The following is a 16,348-nucleotide window of genomic DNA, read 5'->3' as shown; positions in this document are numbered from 1 at the left end:
CCGGCGCCTTGCCCGCCGGCCGCTTGGGGGCCTCGCGGCCGTGATTGGCGTGGGAAGCCTTAGCGCAAACCCCGATAGACCCACTCGAGCAGCGCGTCGTGAGCCGCGCGTGCCTCGGCGGCCCGCGGCGCGTTGATGAGGCTGACGACCACGTAGCTTTCGCCGTTGGCCGCGGCCACGTAGCCCGCGATCGAGCGCACGTCGTTGAGCGTGCCCGTCTTGATATGCGCGTTGCCGAGGACGGGTTCGCTGCGCAGGCGGTTGCGCATGGTGCCGTCCACGCCGGCCACGGGCAACGACGCGACGAACACTTGAGCGACGGGGCTTGCGTTCGCGTTTTGCAGCAGATCGGCGAGCGAGCGCGCGCTCACGTGCTCTTCGCGCGAGAGGCCCGAACCGTTCACGAGCGTGAGTTCGGGCATCGCGAGCCCCTGCGAGCGCAAAAAGCGCTCGATGACGTCCGCCGATTTCGCGGGCGTGGCGGGCGGCTTGTCGCCGATGGCGCCGATCGTGAGAAACAGGTTGCGCGCCATCACGTTGTTGCTGAACTTGTTGATGTCGCGCACGATGTCGGCCAGCACGGGGCCGCGGTGAACGGCGATGAGCCGCGCGCCGGCGGGCACGGGCCCTTCGTGCGTGGTGCCGTTGAACGTGCCGCCGACCGAGCGCCACAAAGCGAGAAAGCCGCCCGCGAAGAACGCGGTGTGGTCGAGCACGGCGAGGTTGATCGTGCGTGGGCCGCAGCGCACGGGATAGTCGCCCGAGAAGAGCGCGTCGACCGTGCCGTTCGCCTCGGGCGTGACGCTCGGCGTGAGCGCGGCCTCGACGCCGACGCAGGCCCCGGGACTCGCGTGCAGCGAGTTGTCGATTTGCAGTTGCGCGAGGGCGGGAATGACGTCGATGGCAACGGTGCCGTCCGGTGAGGGCGTCAGCGTGAACGACAGCGATTTGAACGCGTAGAGCAGCGGATCGGGGCCGACGTTGTACGGGGCGTCCGTGTCGTCGTCGAAGGGCGGCAGGTCGCGGGTCGACGGATCGAAAAAGCGCTTGTCGAGTACGAGGGCGCCGTCGATCCCGGTGATGCCCGCTTGCCGGATTTTGTCGACCAGATCGATGAGCTCTTCCGGCACCAGCTTCGGGTCGCCTGTGCCTTGAATGTACAAATTGCCGTGCAGCATGCCGTTGCGGTCCACCTCGCCGTCGGCGTAGGCGCTCGTGCGCCAGCGGTAGTCGGGGCCGAGGATCGATAGGCCGGCGTAGGTCGTCACGAGCTTCATCGTCGAGGCCGGCAGCATCGGCGCGTCCGCGTTGAGCGCGACGAGCGGCGTGCGATTGCCGATGCGCTCGACGACGACGCTGATGTCCGACAGCGGCACGCCCGCGCGCCGGAGCGCGCCTGTCACCGAGCGCGGCAGTTCCGGCGCGGGCGCGACGGCGCGCGCGTGGCGATGCGGCAGTTTGTGCGCGTCGGCCGGCGCGGGCGCGACGAGCGCGCCGACGGCCGCGAGCGCGCATGCCGCGCGGACGAAGGCGATGCGGTGTCGTGCACGGCGCGCACGTCGCATGTCAAGGGCGTGGGCGGTGGGGGAGGCGGACGAAGCGGAGAATGCGGAAAAACGAGACGGAGCTTGGACGGCGCGGCGGCGAAGTGAAAAAAACGAGGCGAGCGTCATGAAATAATGCGAAAAGGGCCGATGGCAAGGGCGATGCGCACGGGGCGCGCGCGGAAAACGCTCATTGTAGGACTCAAGTCGCGTGAGCTGCGCGCGAACGTCGATACGGGACCCGTTAGAATGCGCTAAGTGAACGATTTCGGACGCGTTGAGCGTGAAGCGATGCGAATATTGCTAGTCGAAGACGATCGCATGATTGCGGAAGGTGTGCGCAAGGCGCTGCGCGGGGAAGGGTTTGCGGTCGATTGGGTGCAAGACGGCGAGGCTGCGCTGACGGCCGCGGGCAACGAGACCTACGATCTCGTGCTGCTCGATCTCGGTCTGCCCAAACGCGACGGCCTCGACGTGCTGCGTTCGTTGCGCGCGCGCGGCAACGGGCTGCCGGTGCTGATCGTCACGGCGCGAGACGCCGTGGCCGATCGCGTGAAAGGGCTCGACGCCGGCGCCGACGACTACCTCGTCAAACCGTTCGACCTCGACGAACTCGGCGCCCGCATGCGCGCGCTGATCCGGCGTCAGGCCGGCCGCTGCGAGTCGATGATCCGTCACGGTTCGCTCACGCTCGATTCGGCCGCGCATCAAGTGACGCTCGACGGTGCGCCCGTGGCGTTGTCGGCGCGCGAATTCGCGTTGCTCGAAGCACTGCTCGCCCGGCCGGGCGCCGTGCTGTCCAAGACCCAGCTCGAAGAGAAGATGTACGGCTGGGGCGAGGAGATCGGCAGCAACACGGTCGAGGTCTACATTCACGCGCTGCGCAAGAAGCTCGGGGCGGATCTGATCCGCAACGTACGCGGCCTCGGCTATATGATCGCGAAGGAATGAGGCAACGCGCGCGCGTTCCCCATGTAAACAGACCCTAGATGCAATCCATTCGTCGTCAACTGCTGTTCTGGCTGATCGGAATCGTCCTCGCCGGTTTGGGGCTCGCCGGTTGGCTCATCTATCGGCAGGCGCTTGCCGAAGCCAACGAGCTGTTCGACTATCAGCTACAGGAGATCGCGGCGGCCTTGCCGTCCGAGCCGTTCGCGCAGATTTTCGGCGCGCACAACGATGCCGATGAAGGCATCGTCATCCAAATCTGGAGCCGCACCGGCTCGCTGATGTATTACTCGCACCCGCGGGCGCCGCTCGCGCCGCGCGCCGAGCTCGGGTTTTCGACCGAGCGCACCGACCGCGGCGATTGGCGCGTGTACGGCGCGATCGTCGGCGACAACGTCGTGCAGCTCGCGCAACCGCTGTCCGTGCGCAACCGTCTCGCCGCCAACGTCGCGCTGCGCACGCTGTGGCCGCTCATCGTCTTGCTGCCGTTTCTCGGCGTGGCCGTGTGGGGTGTCGTCGGACGCGGGCTCGCACCGCTGCGCCGCGTGACGCGCGCGCTCGACGCGCGCCGTCCCGAGGCGCTCGATCCTTTGCCCGAAGCGCGGTTGCCGCTCGAAGTGCGTCCGCTCGTGCGTGCGCTCAACGGCTTGCTCGCGCGACTGGCGGTGGCGCTGGACACGCAGCGCGCATTCGTGGCCGATGCCGCGCATGAGTTGCGCACGCCGCTCGCGGCCGTGCAGATTCAATCGCAGCTCGTCGCGCGCGCGCAAGATGCCGACGCTCGCCGCGAGGCGCTGGCCGACCTGCAAGCCGGCGTCACGCGCGCGACGCGCCTGGCCGAGCAACTGCTCGCGCTCGCTCGCGCGGAACCCGATGCGAGCGCGGTCAAGGAGGCTGTCGATCTGCGTACGTTGCTGGCCGAATGCGTCGCCGCGCATGCGCCCATTGCCCAGCGCCGCGGCATCGATCTCGGCTTCGAACAGGCTCAGCCGGCCAGCGTGACGGCCGACGCCGATTCGCTGCGCGTCATGTTCGGCAATCTGCTCGACAATGCGGTCAAGTACACGCCTGCCGGCGGCCGTATCGACGTGACGCTTTCGGCCGGCAAGGACGGCGGCGGGGCCGGGGCTTGCGTGCAGATCGCCGACAGCGGCCCCGGCATTCCGGCCGACGAACGCGCGCGCGTGTTCGACCGCTTTTACCGCGACGCCTCGGCGCGCGCGCGGGCGGACGTCTCGGGCAGCGGCCTGGGGCTCGCGATCGTCAAGCGTGTCGCCGCGCAGCATGGGGCTGCAATCGAGCTCGGCGACGCTCCGCTTGGCGGCTTGCTCGTCACCGTGCGGTTTTGACAGCGGGGTTGCGGGTCGTTTCGACGATGGGTTGACGGTGTTCCGGCCGCAAGAGCGTGCCGCGCACGCCGGGCTTCGCCGCGAACAGACTGGGCCGGGCCTCGAGGCCCCGTTGCTATGGGCCTATCGGACGATTTCACCGTTAAGTCTCCTTTAAGACAGCCCTTTTACTCTGCCTCACATCAAGCAAGGAGGCCTTTCCCCATGAACGCAAGAACGCTGTCCCGCGGTGCCGTGGCTGTCGCCGTCGCCGCCGCGCTTTCCGCCGGCTACGTCGCCGGCACGCGTCACGCGGATCCGCAGATCATCTCGGCCGCCCATGCCGCCGCGATGATGCCGGCGGAAGCCGCCGCGAAAACGGGTATTCCCGATTTCTCCGGGCTCGTGGAAACTTATGGGCCCGCGGTCGTCAACATCAGCGCGAAGCACGTCGTGAAGCAGACGGCGCAACGCTCGATGCAGCAACTGCCCGTCGACCCCGACGATCCTTTCTACCAATTCTTCAAGCGTTTCTACGGCCAGTTCCCGGGCTTCAACGGTGGCGATAGCGGCGGCGGTGGGGGCGGACAGGACGACGTGCCGAGCGCGAGCCTCGGTTCGGGCTTCATCATCAGCAACGACGGCTACATCCTGACCAATGCGCACGTCGTCGACGGCGCCAACGTCGTGACCGTCAAGCTGACCGACAAGCGCGAGTTCCGCGCGAAGGTGGTCGGCACCGACAAGCAGTCCGACGTCGCGGTACTCAAGATCAACGCCTCGAATCTGCCGATCGTGAAGATCGGCGATCCTAACCAGAGCAAGGTCGGCCAGTGGGTCGTGGCGATCGGCTCGCCCTACGGGTTCGACAACACGGTCACCTCCGGCATCATCAGCGCGAAGGGGCGCTCGCTGCCGAACGAGAACTACACGCCGTTCATCCAGACCGACGTGCCCGTGAATCCCGGCAACTCGGGCGGCCCGCTGTTCAATCTGGAAGGGCAGGTGATCGGCATCAACTCGATGATCTATTCGCAGACGGGCGGCTTCCAGGGCCTGTCGTTCGCGATTCCGATCGACGAGGCGATGCGCGTGAAGGACCAACTCGTGAAGACGGGCCACGTGAGCCGCGGCCGGCTCGGCGTGGCCGTGCAGGGCGTCAATCAGACACTGGCCGAGTCGTTCGGCTTGCAAAAGCCGGTCGGCGCGCTCGTCAGCTCGGTCGACCCGGACGGTCCGGCCGCGAAATCCGGCTTGCAGGCAGGCGACGTCATCTTGGCCGTCAACGGCACGGCCGTGAACGACTCGACCGACCTGCCGTCGCAAATCGCGAGCATGAAGCCGGGCACGAAGGCGACGCTCGACATCTGGCGCGACAAGAGCAAGAAGCAGGTGACGGTCACGCTCGGCTCGTTGTCCGATACGAAGGTGGCGGACAAAGGCACGCAGGGGTCGGAGCAAGGGCGTCTCGGCGTGGCGGTGCGTTCGCTCACGCCGCAAGAACGCAGCGGCACGTCGCTCACGCACGGTTTGCTCGTGCAGCAGTCGAGCGGCCCGGCGGCCAGCGCGGGCATCCAACCCGGCGACGTGATCCTTGCCGTCAACGGTCATCCGGTGACGTCCGTTCAGCAACTGCGCGACGTCATCGCCAAAGCCGGCAACAGCGTTGCGCTGTTGATCCAGCGCGACAACGCGCAGATCTTCGTGCCGGTCGATTTGGGCTGACGTTTGCGGGCGTCAGCTCGTAGAGGGCCGCGCAGCAAGAAGCGCGGCCCGCCGGGAACGGCGTTTGCTTGCCTGATTCCCGTAGCGCCGGCAGTCGCAAGTCGACGGGCGCGCAACTCGAAGGAGCGATGCAATGAAAACGCGAACCACCAAGAAAGCAATGCTCGCCACGGCCGTTGCGGCGGCGGCGCTCGGCTTGACGGCCGGCGCGTTTGCGCAAGGCTCGGGCACGGTCGGCGGCACGACCACCGATATGACGAGCGCGGGCAATACGAACGGCGGCGGCATGCCGCAGATTCAGCACAAGGGCGACGTGGCCTATGTCTCGGGCGGCGTCGGCAGCGACGAGTCGGCGGCGCTCAAGAGCGCCGCGCATCAATGGCCGCTCGCCATGCGCTTCACGGGGCCCGGTTCCGACTACCTGGCCGACGTCCATGTGCGCATCGTCGGTCCGCACGACGCCGATGTGCTCAAAGCCGATTCGCGCGGGCCCTACATGCTCGTGAAGCTGCCACCGGGCCACTACACCGTGCACGCGCGCTACAAGGACGACGACCAGACGCGCGAGGTCAACGTTGCAAAGACGCCGGGTGCGCGCGCAGATTTCCACTGGAATACGCAATAGTCCGCGGTCGGGCCGAGCACGCGGCCCGACTTTCGCCGATAATGAAGCCACGGGCGCCCGCTCGTGGCTTTTTTTGTGCGATGCACACGGGCACCCGGCATACGCCTTGCGAGAGGAATTGCTATGACGAATGCCGATGCCTCACATCGTATCGATATCGAGCCGAACTCTCACCGTCTGCGCGTCATCCATGGCGGCATCACGATTGCCGACACGCGTAAAGGATTGACGCTGAAGGAAACCGGCCTGCCGGACGTCTTCTACTTCCCGCGAGAAGACGTGAACATGACGCGCTTGCAGCGCTCCGAAAGCGGCTCGCACTGTCCGTATAAGGGCGACGCTTCCTATTTTCATTTGCGTACTGAAGAGGACGGGCCCGTCGTCGACGCGGCGTGGAGCTACGAGTCCCCGTTGTCGGGCGCCGAGGCGATCAAAGACTGCGTGGCGTTCTATTCGTCCCGCGTCGACCGCATCGATCAAACCTCGTAGGCGAGGGCATCGAGGAGACCGCCATGCAATTGACCGACGCGCTGCGTATCCCGCTCGCTCCGTCCGCGGTCCGGGATGCTTTGCAAGACATCGCATTGCTGCGGGCAAGCCTCGAAAATTGCGAGACCTTCAGCCGGATGCCGAGCGGCGAGTATGGACTGACCTTGACCGTGCCGCTCGGGCCGCTGCGTGCACGCTACGACGTGCGCGCGCACTTGGCGAGCGTTGAAGCCCGGCTCGGGGGGGCGGCGCTCGAGGCGGCGGCCGACTCGCTGCACCGTACGCTGAACTTCAAGGCATGTGCGACCGGTGTCGGATCGCTGCGCGGTCAAATCGACATCATGCTCAAGGGGGATGGTTCCGCCGACGAAAGCGGAGAAGCGAGCGCGACGCGCATCGACTACTCCGTCTGGGCGACGCTGACGGGGCCGTTGGCCGAGTTGCCGCCGCGGCAGATCGAGAACGCGCTGCACGAGCTCGCCGACGATTTCTTCGCCGAATTTTGCGCCGTGGTCGAGGCCAAGCACGGCAAGCGGGCAAACCGCGCCGCCGGCGGTCCGCGCCGTCAGCATGTCTTTCTGAGGCCGATCAATCTGGCCGGGCTCGGCCGCAAATCGTGGGAGCACAATGCGGCGGCCGTACTCGCCGGTCGGGCGGCCGGCACGCTGGTATCGCCGCGCGGCGCACATGGGCTTCATCGCGTATCGCCGCCGCAAGCGATGCCGGCGTGGGCTTGGGTGGCCATCGTCGTGCTTGTCGCCGTGCTGCTGTACGCGTCGCATTGGTTCGGGTGAGCCGTCCGCGGTCGGTCAACCTCACACGCCTTGAAATTCGCGCCGGTAGTTCGACGGCGTCGTATTGAACGCCTCGGCGAAGTGCTGGCGCAGCGATACGGCCGAACCGAAGCCTGCCGTTTCGGCGACGACGTCGACGTTGTCGTCCGTGGTCTCGAGCAACTGCTGCGCACGCGACAGGCGCGCGCCGAGTAGCCACGCGCCGACTGTCGTGCCCGTCGCCAGCTTGAAGCGCCGCGTAAACGTGCGCCGGCTCATCAGCGCACGCTGCGCGAGCGAATCGAGCGAGTGCGGCTCCCCCAAATTTTCCAGTACCCAGTCGAGCAGGCTCGACAGCCGTTCGTCACGCGCGCGGATGCCGAGCGGCTGCTCCACGAACTGCGCCTGGCTGCCTTGTCGATGCGGCGGCACGACGAGGCGACGCGCCACGTAGTTGGCCGCGCGGGCGCCGCAGCGGCGGCGCAACAGGTGCAGGCAGCAATCGAGGCTGGCGGCGGTGCCGGCCGACGTCAGCACGTTGCCGTCTTCGACGTAGAGCACGGCCGCGTCGACGCGCACGGCCGGAAAGCGGCAGGCGAACGTCTCGGCCCAGGCCCAATGCGTCGTGGCCAGGCGGCCCTCGAGTATGCCGGCCGCGGCCAAGACGAATGCCCCGAGACACAATCCCACCATCTGTGCCCCGCGTGCGTGAGCGGCGCGCAGCGCTTGAATGAGCGCCTCGCACGGGGGCTCGAGTGCATCGCGCCAGCTTGGCACGATCACGATGTCGGCGGCTGCGATTGCTTCGAGTCCGTGCGGCGCCGCGATCGCGAAGCCGGCGGTCGTGCGCAGCATGCCGGGTTCCGCGGCGCAGACGCGCACGTCGAAGCGCGGGACGCCGCCTGCGCCGTAGTCCTCGCCGAAGACGATGCACGGGACCGACAGATGGAATGGGCTGATGCCGCCGAATGCGACGACAGCGACGACGGCGATGACGGGAGGATCGGCGGGCGAGGAGCGGGCGAGCGTCATGGCGGCCTTTGAAAGAGACGATGAACGCCGAAACGGTGGGTGAAATTGCGAATGGGCCGGTTATGGCGCAGGTATGGCCCGATTATATCGATGAATGACACTTGGGCCACTGTCGTACGCCTACCGTTCCGGGAACAATGACGTCCATGCCCAACACCGAAAGGAGCTTGAATCATGTTCACGTCGCCGCGCCGCGCATTGATCGTCATCGACGTCCAAAACGAATACGTCACCGGCGATCTGCCCATCGAATACCCGCCCGTGCAAGATTCCCTCGCGAACATCGGCCGCGCGATGGATGCCGCGCGTGCGCACGCGGTGCCCGTGATCGTCGTTCAGCAGGTATCGCCGCCCGATGCGTCGCTGTTTGCGCGCGGCTCTCACGGCGGCGCGCTGCATCCGGTCGTCGCCGACCGCGGGCATGACCACTTGATCGAGAAGACGCTGCCGAGCTCCTTCGCCGGCACCGACCTCGCCGACTGGCTGGCTGCGCGCCGCATCGACACGCTCACGGTCGTCGGCTACATGACGCACAACTGCAACGTGTCGACGGTTCTGCATGCGTCGCACGCCGGGATGAAGGTCGAGTATCTGAACGACGCGACGGGCGCGGTGCCTTATGAGAACGACGCGGGCTACGCGAGTGCGGAGGAGATTCACCGCACGTTCACGGTCGTCATGCATTCGCGCTTCGCCGCGGTGGTCGGCACGGACGATTGGATCGCCGCCGTCGACGCGGGCAAGCCGATCGAGGGCGGGTCGATCGGCGCATCGAACAAGAAGGCGAGAGCGCGAGCCGCCGCCGTGGTTTGATTCGTCTCGAGCGCCGGCATACGTTCAGTGATGAGCGGGAGGCGGCTCCTTGCGCAACGCCCGGCTTGTACGCAGTGCATCGATGCAGGCGTCGACGAACGCATCGCAATGCGAAGCGAAATCGACCGATGCCGGCAGCAGCAGCGTATCGCGCAGGCATCCGCCGACGAAAGCGTGCAAATATAGCGCGCCGCGCCGCGTGTCGAGTTCGGCCGGCAGTTGGCCCTTCTCGACGGCGAGGATCAAATCGGTCTCGATCTTGCCGACGCCCTCGCGCATGCTCGTCTGATGGCGCTCCTTGACGGGGCCCATTTCATCGACGAACTCGCACTTCAAGAACAGAATGTCGAACACGCGCCGCCGGCGCGGGTCGGTCGAGGCTGCCTGCAAGCACCATTTCAACACCAAGGCCAGGCGCGCGAGCGGATCGTCGTCGGCCGCATCGGCCGGCCGCGCGCTCAGCTCGTCGAGCGGTAGCAGCACGCGGTCGAACATCGCCGTGAACAAATCGCCCTTGTTCGCGAAATGCCAATAGATCGCGCCGCGCGTGACGCCCGCCTGCGCGGCGATGTCGGCCAGCGACGTGCGCGATACGCCCTTGTCGTAAAACACCTGCTCGGCCGCGTCGAGAATGCGGTGGCGCGTCTGCAGGGCCTCTTCCTTCGTTCGTCTGACCATTTCGTGCTGCCCGCGAGATGGGCGTTGGTGCGGGCATCCGGCCGCCGTCGGTTCTGTTGCTACGCATCCGCTCGAAAAGGCAAGCGTGCGCGTGGCTCAGGAACATCGTGTAATGGCATGCATTTTACATACAGTCGAGGATGTATATAAAATACGCGGCGTAGCTTGAAGTGCCCTAAGTGGAATCGCGGGTATTATCGTCAGTCGTTTGTGCGCGAGCGCCAGCTTCACCGTGTCGTCATCGCGCGCTTCTTGCGCGGCTCGCGCAGCGCCCAAGATAGGGCGCCCGGGCCGGCGCCCATCGACTTACATCAAGCGTTTTGCGACGAACGTCGCGCCGCGCGCCTCGCGGGGGAAGAGGCGCGGCAGGATCATTTCGTTCCCAAGTTATAGACCAGAGGTCGCTCCATGCGTGTCCAACCGGTTCCATTTCGCTTAATCTGCGCCGCCACCGCGGCCGTGGCGCTCGCGGCGTGCGGACAGAAGCCCGCCGCGCCGCCGCAGCAAACGCCTGAAGTGGGCGTCATCACCGTACAGCCGAGCGCGGTGCCCGTGGTCACCGAACTGCCGGGCCGCACGAGTGCGTTCCTCGTGGCGCAAGTGCGTGCGCGCGTCGACGGTGTCGTGCTGCGCCGCGAGTTCACGGAAGGCGGTGAGGTGAAGGCGGGGCAGCGGCTTTACAAGATCGACCCGGCGCCCTACCAGGCTGCGCTCGACAGCGCGAAGGCGACGCTCGCGAAGGCGCAGGCCAATCTCGCGACCACGACCGCGCAGGCCAACCGCTACAAGGTGCTCGTCGCCGCGAACGCCGTCAGCAAGCAAGACTACGACAACGCCGTGGCGGCGCAGGGCCAGGCGCAAGCCGATGTCGCCTCAGGCAAGGCCGGCGTCGAAACGGCGCAGATCAACCTTGGCTATACCGACGTCGTCGCGCCGATCTCGGGCCGCACGGGCGTCTCGCAGGTCACGCCGGGCGCCTATGTGCAAGCGAGCCAAGCCACGCTGATGGATACGATCCAGCAGCTCGACCCGGTCTACGTCGATCTGACGCAATCGAGTCTCGACGGCCTCAAGCTGCGCCGCGACGCGCAGGAAGGGCGCTTGAAGACGAGCGGGCCCGGCGCAGCCAAGGTCACGCTGATTCTCGAAGACGGGCGGCCGTATCCGCTGCCGGGCAAGCTGCAGTTCTCGGACGTGACCGTCGATCAATCGACGGGTTCGGTGACGATCCGCGCGATCTTCCCGAACCCGAACCGCGTGCTGCTGCCGGGCATGTTCGTGCGAGCGCGCATCGAGGAAGGCGTCAACGAGCACGCGATGCTCGTGCCGCAGATCGGCGTGACGCACGATCAAAAGGGCGCGGCGATCGCGCTCGTCGTCGGTGCGGATGACAAGGTCGTGCCGCGCGAGCTCGTGACGTCCGGCATGCAAGGTCCGGACTGGGTCGTCGACGGCGGCCTGCAAAGCGGCGATCGCGTGATCGTCCAAGGCACGGAAAAGGTCCATCCCGGCATGCAAGTGAAACCGGTACCGGCGCAGTTGCCGGCGGTGGCCTCCGGCGCCTCGGATGCCGCCGCCAGCGGTGCCGCGCCCGCATCGGGCGCTTCAGCGCCCGCCGCTTGATCACGGAGCGCGCGCTACATGGCTAAGTTCTTTATCGATCGGCCGATCTTCGCGTGGGTGATTGCGATCATCCTGATGCTCGCGGGGATCGCGTCGATCTTCAATCTACCGATCGCGCAGTACCCGACGATTGCGCCGCCGTCGATCCAAATCTCGGCGAGCTATCCGGGCGCATCGGCGAAGACGGTCGAAAACACCGTCACGCAGGTCATCGAGCAGCAGATGAGCGGCCTCGATCACCTGCTGTACTTGTCTTCGACGAGCGACGACTCGGGCACGGCAACGATCACGCTGACGTTCGATGCCGGCACGAACCCCGACATCGCGCAGGTGCAGGTGCAGAACAAGCTGTCGCTCGCGACGCCGCTGTTGCCGACGGTCGTGCAGCAACTCGGCACGAAGGTGACGAAATCGAGCAGCAGCTTCTTGCTCGTGCTCGCGTTCGTCTCCGAAGACGGCAGCATGAACAAGTACGATCTCGCCAACTACGTCGCCTCCCACATCGAGGATCCGATCAGCCGTCTCGACGGCGTCGGTACCGTGACGCTGTTCGGCACGCAGTATGCGATGCGGATCTGGCTCGATCCGAACAAGCTGACGAACTACGGCTTGACGCCGGGCGATGTCGTCAACGCATTGCAGGCGCAAAACGTCCAGATCGCGGGCGGCCAGCTCGGCGGCACGCCTGCCGTGCCGGGCCAGATGCTGCAAGCGACGATCACCGAGCAAACGCTGCTGCGCACGCCGAAGGATTTCGGCGACATCCAGCTCAAGGTGAATTCGGACGGCTCGCAGGTGCGCATCAAGGACGTCGCGCGCATCGAGCTCGGCGGCGAGACGTACAACTTCGACACGAAGTACAACGGCCAGCCGACCGCGGGTATGGGTATCCAGCTCGCGACGGGCGCGAATGCGCTGCAAACGGCCAAGGAAGTGCGCGCGAAGATCAATGATCTGTCGAAGTACTTTCCGCACGGGCTCGTCGTGAAGTACCCGTACGACACGACGCCGTTCGTGCGCCTGTCGATCGAGGAAGTGGTCAAGACGCTGCTCGAAGGCATCGTGCTCGTCTTTCTCGTGATGTATCTGTTCCTGCAGAACCTGCGCGCGACGCTGATTCCGACGATCGCCGTGCCCGTCGTGCTGCTCGGCACGTTCGCGATCATGAACGTGGTGGGTTTCTCGATCAACGTGCTGTCGATGTTCGGGCTCGTGCTCGCGATCGGTTTGCTCGTCGACGATGCGATCGTCGTGGTCGAAAACGTCGAGCGCGTGATGCGCGAGGAGGGGCTCTCGCCACGCGACGCGACCCGCAAGGCGATGGGCCAGATCACGGGCGCGCTCGTCGGCGTGGCGCTCGTGCTGTCGGCCGTGTTCGTGCCGGTGGCGCTGTCGGGCGGCTCCGTCGGCGCGATCTATCGTCAGTTCTCGCTGACGATCGTCTCGGCCATGGTGCTGTCGGTGCTCGTCGCGTTGATTCTGACGCCTGCCCTGTGCGCGACGATCCTCAAGCCGGTTTCGGCCGGCGAGCATGCGGCCACGACAGGCTTTTTCGGCTGGTTCAACCGCACGTTCGAGCGAAGCCGCGACAAGTATCACGACGGCGTGCACCATGTGATTCGCCGCTCGGGCCGCTGGCTCATCATCTACTTGGCCGTGATCGTCGCGGTCGGGCTGCTGTTCGTGCGCCTGCCCAAGTCGTTCCTGCCCGACGAAGACCAAGGGCTCATGTTCGTCATCGTGCAGACGCCCACGGGTTCGACGCAGGAAACGACGGCGCGCACGCTCGAGAACATCTCCGACTACCTGCTCACGAAGGAGAAGTCGCTCGTCGAGTCGGTCTTCACGGTCAACGGCTTCAGCTTCGCGGGCCGTGGCCAGAACTCCGGCCTCGTGTTCGTGCGGCTGAAGGATTACGGCTTGCGGCAGCACTCGGATCAGAAGGTGCAGGCGATCATCCAGCGGATGTTCATGCACTACTCGCGTTACAAGGACGCGATGGTGATCCCGTTCAATCCGCCGTCGATTCCCGAACTCGGCACGGCATCGGGCTTCGACTTCGAACTGACCGACAACGCGGGGCTCGGCCACGACACGCTCATGGCCGCGCGCAATCAATTGCTGGGGATGGCGGCCAAGGATCCGACGCTCGCGCTCGTGCGGCCCAATGGATTGAACGACACGCCGCAGTTCAAGGTCGACATCGATCGCGAGAAGGCGCAGGCGCTCGGCGTTTCGCCGGAGGCGATCGACCAGACCTTCTCGGTGGCTTGGGCGTCGCAATACGTGAACAACTTCCTCGATACCGACAACCGGATCAAGAAGGTGTACGTGATGGCCGATGCGCCGTTCCGCATGACGCCCCAGGATATGGGCGACTGGTACGTGCGCAACGCGTCGGGCACGATGGTGCCGTTCACGTCGTTCTCGTCGGGCCATTGGACGTTCGGCTCGCCCAAGCTCGAGCGCTACAACGGCATCTCGTCGGTCGAAATCCAAGGGGCGGCGGCGCAGGGCAAGAGTACGGGCCAAGCGATGCAAGCGATGCAGAAAATCGCGGCCAAGCTGCCGCCCGGTATCGGCTACTCATGGACGGGCCTGTCGTATCAGGAAATCCAATCGGGTTCGCAGGCGCCGATTCTCTATGGCCTGTCGATCCTCGTCGTGTTCCTGTGCTTGGCGGCGCTCTATGAAAGCTGGTCGATTCCGTTCTCGGTCATCATGGTGGTGCCGCTCGGCGTGATCGGCGCCCTGCTCGCCGCGACCTTGCGCGGGCTCGAGAACGACGTGTTCTTCCAGGTCGGTCTGTTGACCACGGTCGGCCTTTCGGCCAAGAACGCGATTCTGATCGTCGAGTTCGCACGCGAGTTGCAGCGCAATGAAGGCATGGGGCCCGTCGAGGCGGCGATGGAAGCCGCACGCTTGCGGCTGCGCCCGATCTTGATGACGTCGATGGCGTTCATTCTCGGCGTGCTGCCGCTCGCGATCAGCAACGGTGCCGGTTCGGCGAGCCAGCACGCGATCGGCACGGGCGTGATCGGCGGTATGTTGACGGCGACGTTCCTCGCGATCTTCTTCATCCCGATGTTCTTCGTCGTGATTCGCGCGAAGTTCGCGGGCGAGGCGGAGGATGCGGACGAAGCGGCGCGTCTCGCCGAGGAGCATCACACGCGGCATGCGCCGGGCCAAGGCGAGAACAAGAACGGCGAAGGACAGTGAGATGAAACGATATTCCTTGATGACGGTCGCCGTTGCCGTGCTCGCGGCGGGCTGCACGTTCGAGCCGAAGTACGAGCGTCCCGCTGCGCCCGTGGCGGCGACGTTCCCGGCTTCGGGCGTGTACGCGACGCAGCCGACGACGAGCGCGGGCGATGCGTCCCACGGCCGCACGGCCGTCGACATCGGCTGGCGCGAATTCTTCGCCGATCCCCGTCTGCAGCGGCTCATCGAAATCGCGCTCGCGAACAACCGCGACTTGCGTGTCGCGGTGCTGAACGTCGACGCGGCCCGAGCGCAATACCGGGTCGCGCGATCGCAATTGTTCCCGACGCTCAACGCGCAAGCCAGCAAATCGCTCCAGCGCGTCCCCTTGGATTTGTCGCCCACCGGGCAGACGATCTCGCAGGAGTACGAGGTGGGGCTCAACGCCTCGTGGGAGATCGATTTCTGGGGGCGCATCCGCAGCTTGAAGGACCAGGCGCTCGAGCAATATCTGGCGACGGCGCAAGCGCGCAAGGCCGCCGAGATTTCGCTCGTCTCGCAGGTGGCCGAGCAGTACTTGCAGGTATTGGCCGTCGACGATCTGCTCAAGATCACCGACGACACCTTGAAGACGGCTGAATCGTCGTACTCGCTGACCAAGCTGCAGTTCGACAACGGCACGGGCTCCGAGCTCGACCTGCGTCAAGCCGAGACCGTCGTCGAGCAAGCGCGCGCGAATCGCGAAGCGCAGGCGCGCGCGCGGGCGCAGGCCGAGAATGCGCTCGTGCTGCTGGTCGGCCAGCCGTTGCCCGACGATCTGCCGCCTGGCCGCAGCCTTGGCGATCAGCGCTTGCTCACCGACATCCCGGCGGGCTTGCCGTCCGATCTGCTCACGCGCCGGCCCGACATCATGGAAGCCGAGGCCACGCTGCGCGCGGCCAACGCGAACATCGGCGCGGCGCGGGCGGCGTTTTTCCCGAAGATCTCGTTGACGAGTTCGCTCGGCACGGCGAGCCCGACGCTCGGCGGCTTGTTCAAGGCCGGTTCGGCAGCATGGACGTTTGCGCCGCAGGTCACGTTGCCGATCTTCGAGGGCGGGCAAAATCTCGCCAATCTCGATCTCGCCAACGTGCAGAAGCGGATCGAGGTGGCGAACTACGAGAAGGCGATCCAATCGGCGTTCCGCGAAGTGGCCGACGATTTGGCCGCGCGCAGTACGTACGATGCGCAGATCCAAGCGCTCGAGCGGACGACGTTTGCGCAATCGCGTACGCTCGATCTGTCGCAGTTGCGCTATAAGAACGGCGTCGACAGCTACCTGCAGGTGCTGACCGCGCAGACGAATCTCTATACGGTGCAGCAGTCGCTCGTCGACGCACGCGTCGCGCGGCTCGACAATCTCGTGGATCTTTACGTCGCCCTCGGCGGCGGATGGATCGCGAACACGGGCGAGACGCCGCGGCCGGCCGATGCGCCGGCAACGGTCGGGGCGGCGTCGGCGCCTGCGGCGGCATCGGCCCATACGTCCGGCTGACGCATCGGTTCGCGTCGCCGTTGGGCGAAACCGGC

General features: G+C 66.1%; 13 protein-coding genes. 10 read left to right on the top strand and 3 right to left on the bottom strand.

The window, feature by feature from the left end; translation table 11 throughout:
- Positions 1–59: 59 nt before the first annotated feature.
- The gene (gene dacB, locus J3485_RS15340; protein WP_206954002.1) at positions 60–1,673 is read right to left on the bottom strand and encodes a D-alanyl-D-alanine carboxypeptidase/D-alanyl-D-alanine endopeptidase; all 1,614 of its coding nucleotides are present in this window, start codon (positions 1,671–1,673) and stop codon (positions 60–62) included.
- A gap of 162 nt (positions 1,674–1,835) precedes the next feature.
- Here dacB and J3485_RS15335 point away from each other — a divergent pair, with 162 nt between their 5' ends.
- The 6 genes from J3485_RS15335 (at position 1,836) to J3485_RS15310 (ending at position 7,453) form a co-directional block, all read left to right on the top strand.
- Positions 1,836–2,495, top strand: a complete 660-nt coding sequence (locus J3485_RS15335) for a response regulator (protein ID WP_206953993.1) — start codon at positions 1,836–1,838, stop codon at positions 2,493–2,495.
- A gap of 38 nt (positions 2,496–2,533) precedes the next feature.
- Positions 2,534–3,841, top strand: a complete 1,308-nt coding sequence (locus tag J3485_RS15330) for an ATP-binding protein (RefSeq protein WP_206953986.1) — start codon at positions 2,534–2,536, stop codon at positions 3,839–3,841.
- 204 nt (positions 3,842–4,045) lie between these two features.
- Positions 4,046–5,545 (top strand): DegQ family serine endoprotease, encoded by a 1,500-nt coding sequence (locus J3485_RS15325; protein ID WP_206953984.1) that lies wholly within the window; start codon positions 4,046–4,048, stop codon positions 5,543–5,545.
- A gap of 133 nt (positions 5,546–5,678) precedes the next feature.
- Complete coding sequence (locus J3485_RS15320) at positions 5,679–6,170, top strand: carboxypeptidase regulatory-like domain-containing protein (protein WP_206953982.1); 492 nt, start codon at positions 5,679–5,681, stop codon at positions 6,168–6,170.
- A 123-nt stretch (positions 6,171–6,293) separates the two neighbouring features.
- A complete protein-coding gene (locus tag J3485_RS15315; RefSeq protein WP_206953980.1) occupies positions 6,294–6,659 on the top strand; it encodes a DUF427 domain-containing protein in 366 nt (121 codons plus the stop codon).
- A gap of 23 nt (positions 6,660–6,682) precedes the next feature.
- Entirely contained in the window at positions 6,683–7,453 is a 771-nt protein-coding gene (locus tag J3485_RS15310; RefSeq protein ID WP_206953971.1) for an SRPBCC family protein, read from the top strand.
- Between the two features lie 21 nt (positions 7,454–7,474).
- Here the strand turns inward: J3485_RS15310 and J3485_RS15305 are convergent, their stop codons facing one another.
- On the bottom strand, positions 7,475–8,464 hold the full coding sequence (locus J3485_RS15305) for a GlxA family transcriptional regulator (RefSeq protein ID WP_206953969.1): 990 nt from the start codon (positions 8,462–8,464) through the stop codon (positions 7,475–7,477).
- A 174-nt stretch (positions 8,465–8,638) separates the two neighbouring features.
- On the opposite strand from J3485_RS15305, the gene J3485_RS15300 reads away from it, so the two are divergent.
- Positions 8,639–9,277, top strand: coding sequence for a cysteine hydrolase family protein (locus tag J3485_RS15300; RefSeq protein ID WP_206953966.1), 639 nt, complete (start codon positions 8,639–8,641; stop codon positions 9,275–9,277).
- 24 nt (positions 9,278–9,301) lie between these two features.
- On the opposite strand, the gene J3485_RS15295 is transcribed toward J3485_RS15300, so the two are convergent.
- The gene (locus J3485_RS15295) at positions 9,302–9,955 is read right to left on the bottom strand and encodes a TetR family transcriptional regulator (RefSeq protein WP_206953964.1); all 654 of its coding nucleotides are present in this window, start codon (positions 9,953–9,955) and stop codon (positions 9,302–9,304) included.
- A gap of 408 nt (positions 9,956–10,363) precedes the next feature.
- Here J3485_RS15295 and J3485_RS15290 point away from each other — a divergent pair, with 408 nt between their 5' ends.
- The 3 genes from J3485_RS15290 to J3485_RS15280 are packed head-to-tail and all read left to right on the top strand — an operon-like array spanning position 10,364 to position 16,313.
- The gene (locus J3485_RS15290; protein ID WP_206953963.1) at positions 10,364–11,578 is read left to right on the top strand and encodes an efflux RND transporter periplasmic adaptor subunit; all 1,215 of its coding nucleotides are present in this window, start codon (positions 10,364–10,366) and stop codon (positions 11,576–11,578) included.
- Positions 11,579–11,596: 18 nt separating this feature from the next.
- Positions 11,597–14,797: an efflux RND transporter permease subunit gene (locus tag J3485_RS15285; RefSeq protein WP_206953961.1), complete on the top strand. Its 3,201-nt coding sequence runs from the start codon at positions 11,597–11,599 to the stop codon at positions 14,795–14,797.
- Between the two features lies 1 nt (position 14,798).
- Complete coding sequence (locus J3485_RS15280; protein WP_206953958.1) at positions 14,799–16,313, top strand: efflux transporter outer membrane subunit; 1,515 nt, start codon at positions 14,799–14,801, stop codon at positions 16,311–16,313.
- Positions 16,314–16,348 lie beyond the last annotated feature (35 nt).

This window comes from Trinickia acidisoli (assembly GCF_017315725.1).
Lineage (GTDB): Bacteria > Pseudomonadota > Gammaproteobacteria > Burkholderiales > Burkholderiaceae > Trinickia > Trinickia acidisoli.
The sequence above is the reverse complement of the archived record's forward strand: the minus strand, read 5'-3'. Positions and strand labels throughout refer to the sequence as shown.

Excerpts from the sequence above, each read along its gene's own strand:
- J3485_RS15305 (WP_206953969.1), bottom strand. The coding sequence starts at position 8,464 with ATGACGCTCGCCCGCTCCTCGCCCGCCGATCCTCCCGTCATCGCCGTC.
- J3485_RS15300 (WP_206953966.1), top strand. The coding sequence starts at position 8,639 with ATGTTCACGTCGCCGCGCCGCGCATTGATCGTCATCGACGTCCAAAAC.
- J3485_RS15325 (WP_206953984.1), top strand. The coding sequence starts at position 4,046 with ATGAACGCAAGAACGCTGTCCCGCGGTGCCGTGGCTGTCGCCGTCGCC.
- J3485_RS15320 (WP_206953982.1), top strand. The coding sequence starts at position 5,679 with ATGAAAACGCGAACCACCAAGAAAGCAATGCTCGCCACGGCCGTTGCG.
- J3485_RS15335 (WP_206953993.1), top strand. The coding sequence starts at position 1,836 with ATGCGAATATTGCTAGTCGAAGACGATCGCATGATTGCGGAAGGTGTG.
- J3485_RS15280 (WP_206953958.1), top strand. The coding sequence starts at position 14,799 with ATGAAACGATATTCCTTGATGACGGTCGCCGTTGCCGTGCTCGCGGCG.
- dacB (WP_206954002.1), bottom strand. The coding sequence starts at position 1,673 with ATGACGCTCGCCTCGTTTTTTTCACTTCGCCGCCGCGCCGTCCAAGCT.
- J3485_RS15285 (WP_206953961.1), top strand. The coding sequence starts at position 11,597 with ATGGCTAAGTTCTTTATCGATCGGCCGATCTTCGCGTGGGTGATTGCG.
- J3485_RS15310 (WP_206953971.1), top strand. The coding sequence starts at position 6,683 with ATGCAATTGACCGACGCGCTGCGTATCCCGCTCGCTCCGTCCGCGGTC.
- J3485_RS15330 (WP_206953986.1), top strand. The coding sequence starts at position 2,534 with ATGCAATCCATTCGTCGTCAACTGCTGTTCTGGCTGATCGGAATCGTC.
- J3485_RS15295 (WP_206953964.1), bottom strand. The coding sequence starts at position 9,955 with ATGGTCAGACGAACGAAGGAAGAGGCCCTGCAGACGCGCCACCGCATT.
- J3485_RS15290 (WP_206953963.1), top strand. The coding sequence starts at position 10,364 with ATGCGTGTCCAACCGGTTCCATTTCGCTTAATCTGCGCCGCCACCGCG.
- J3485_RS15315 (WP_206953980.1), top strand. The coding sequence starts at position 6,294 with ATGACGAATGCCGATGCCTCACATCGTATCGATATCGAGCCGAACTCT.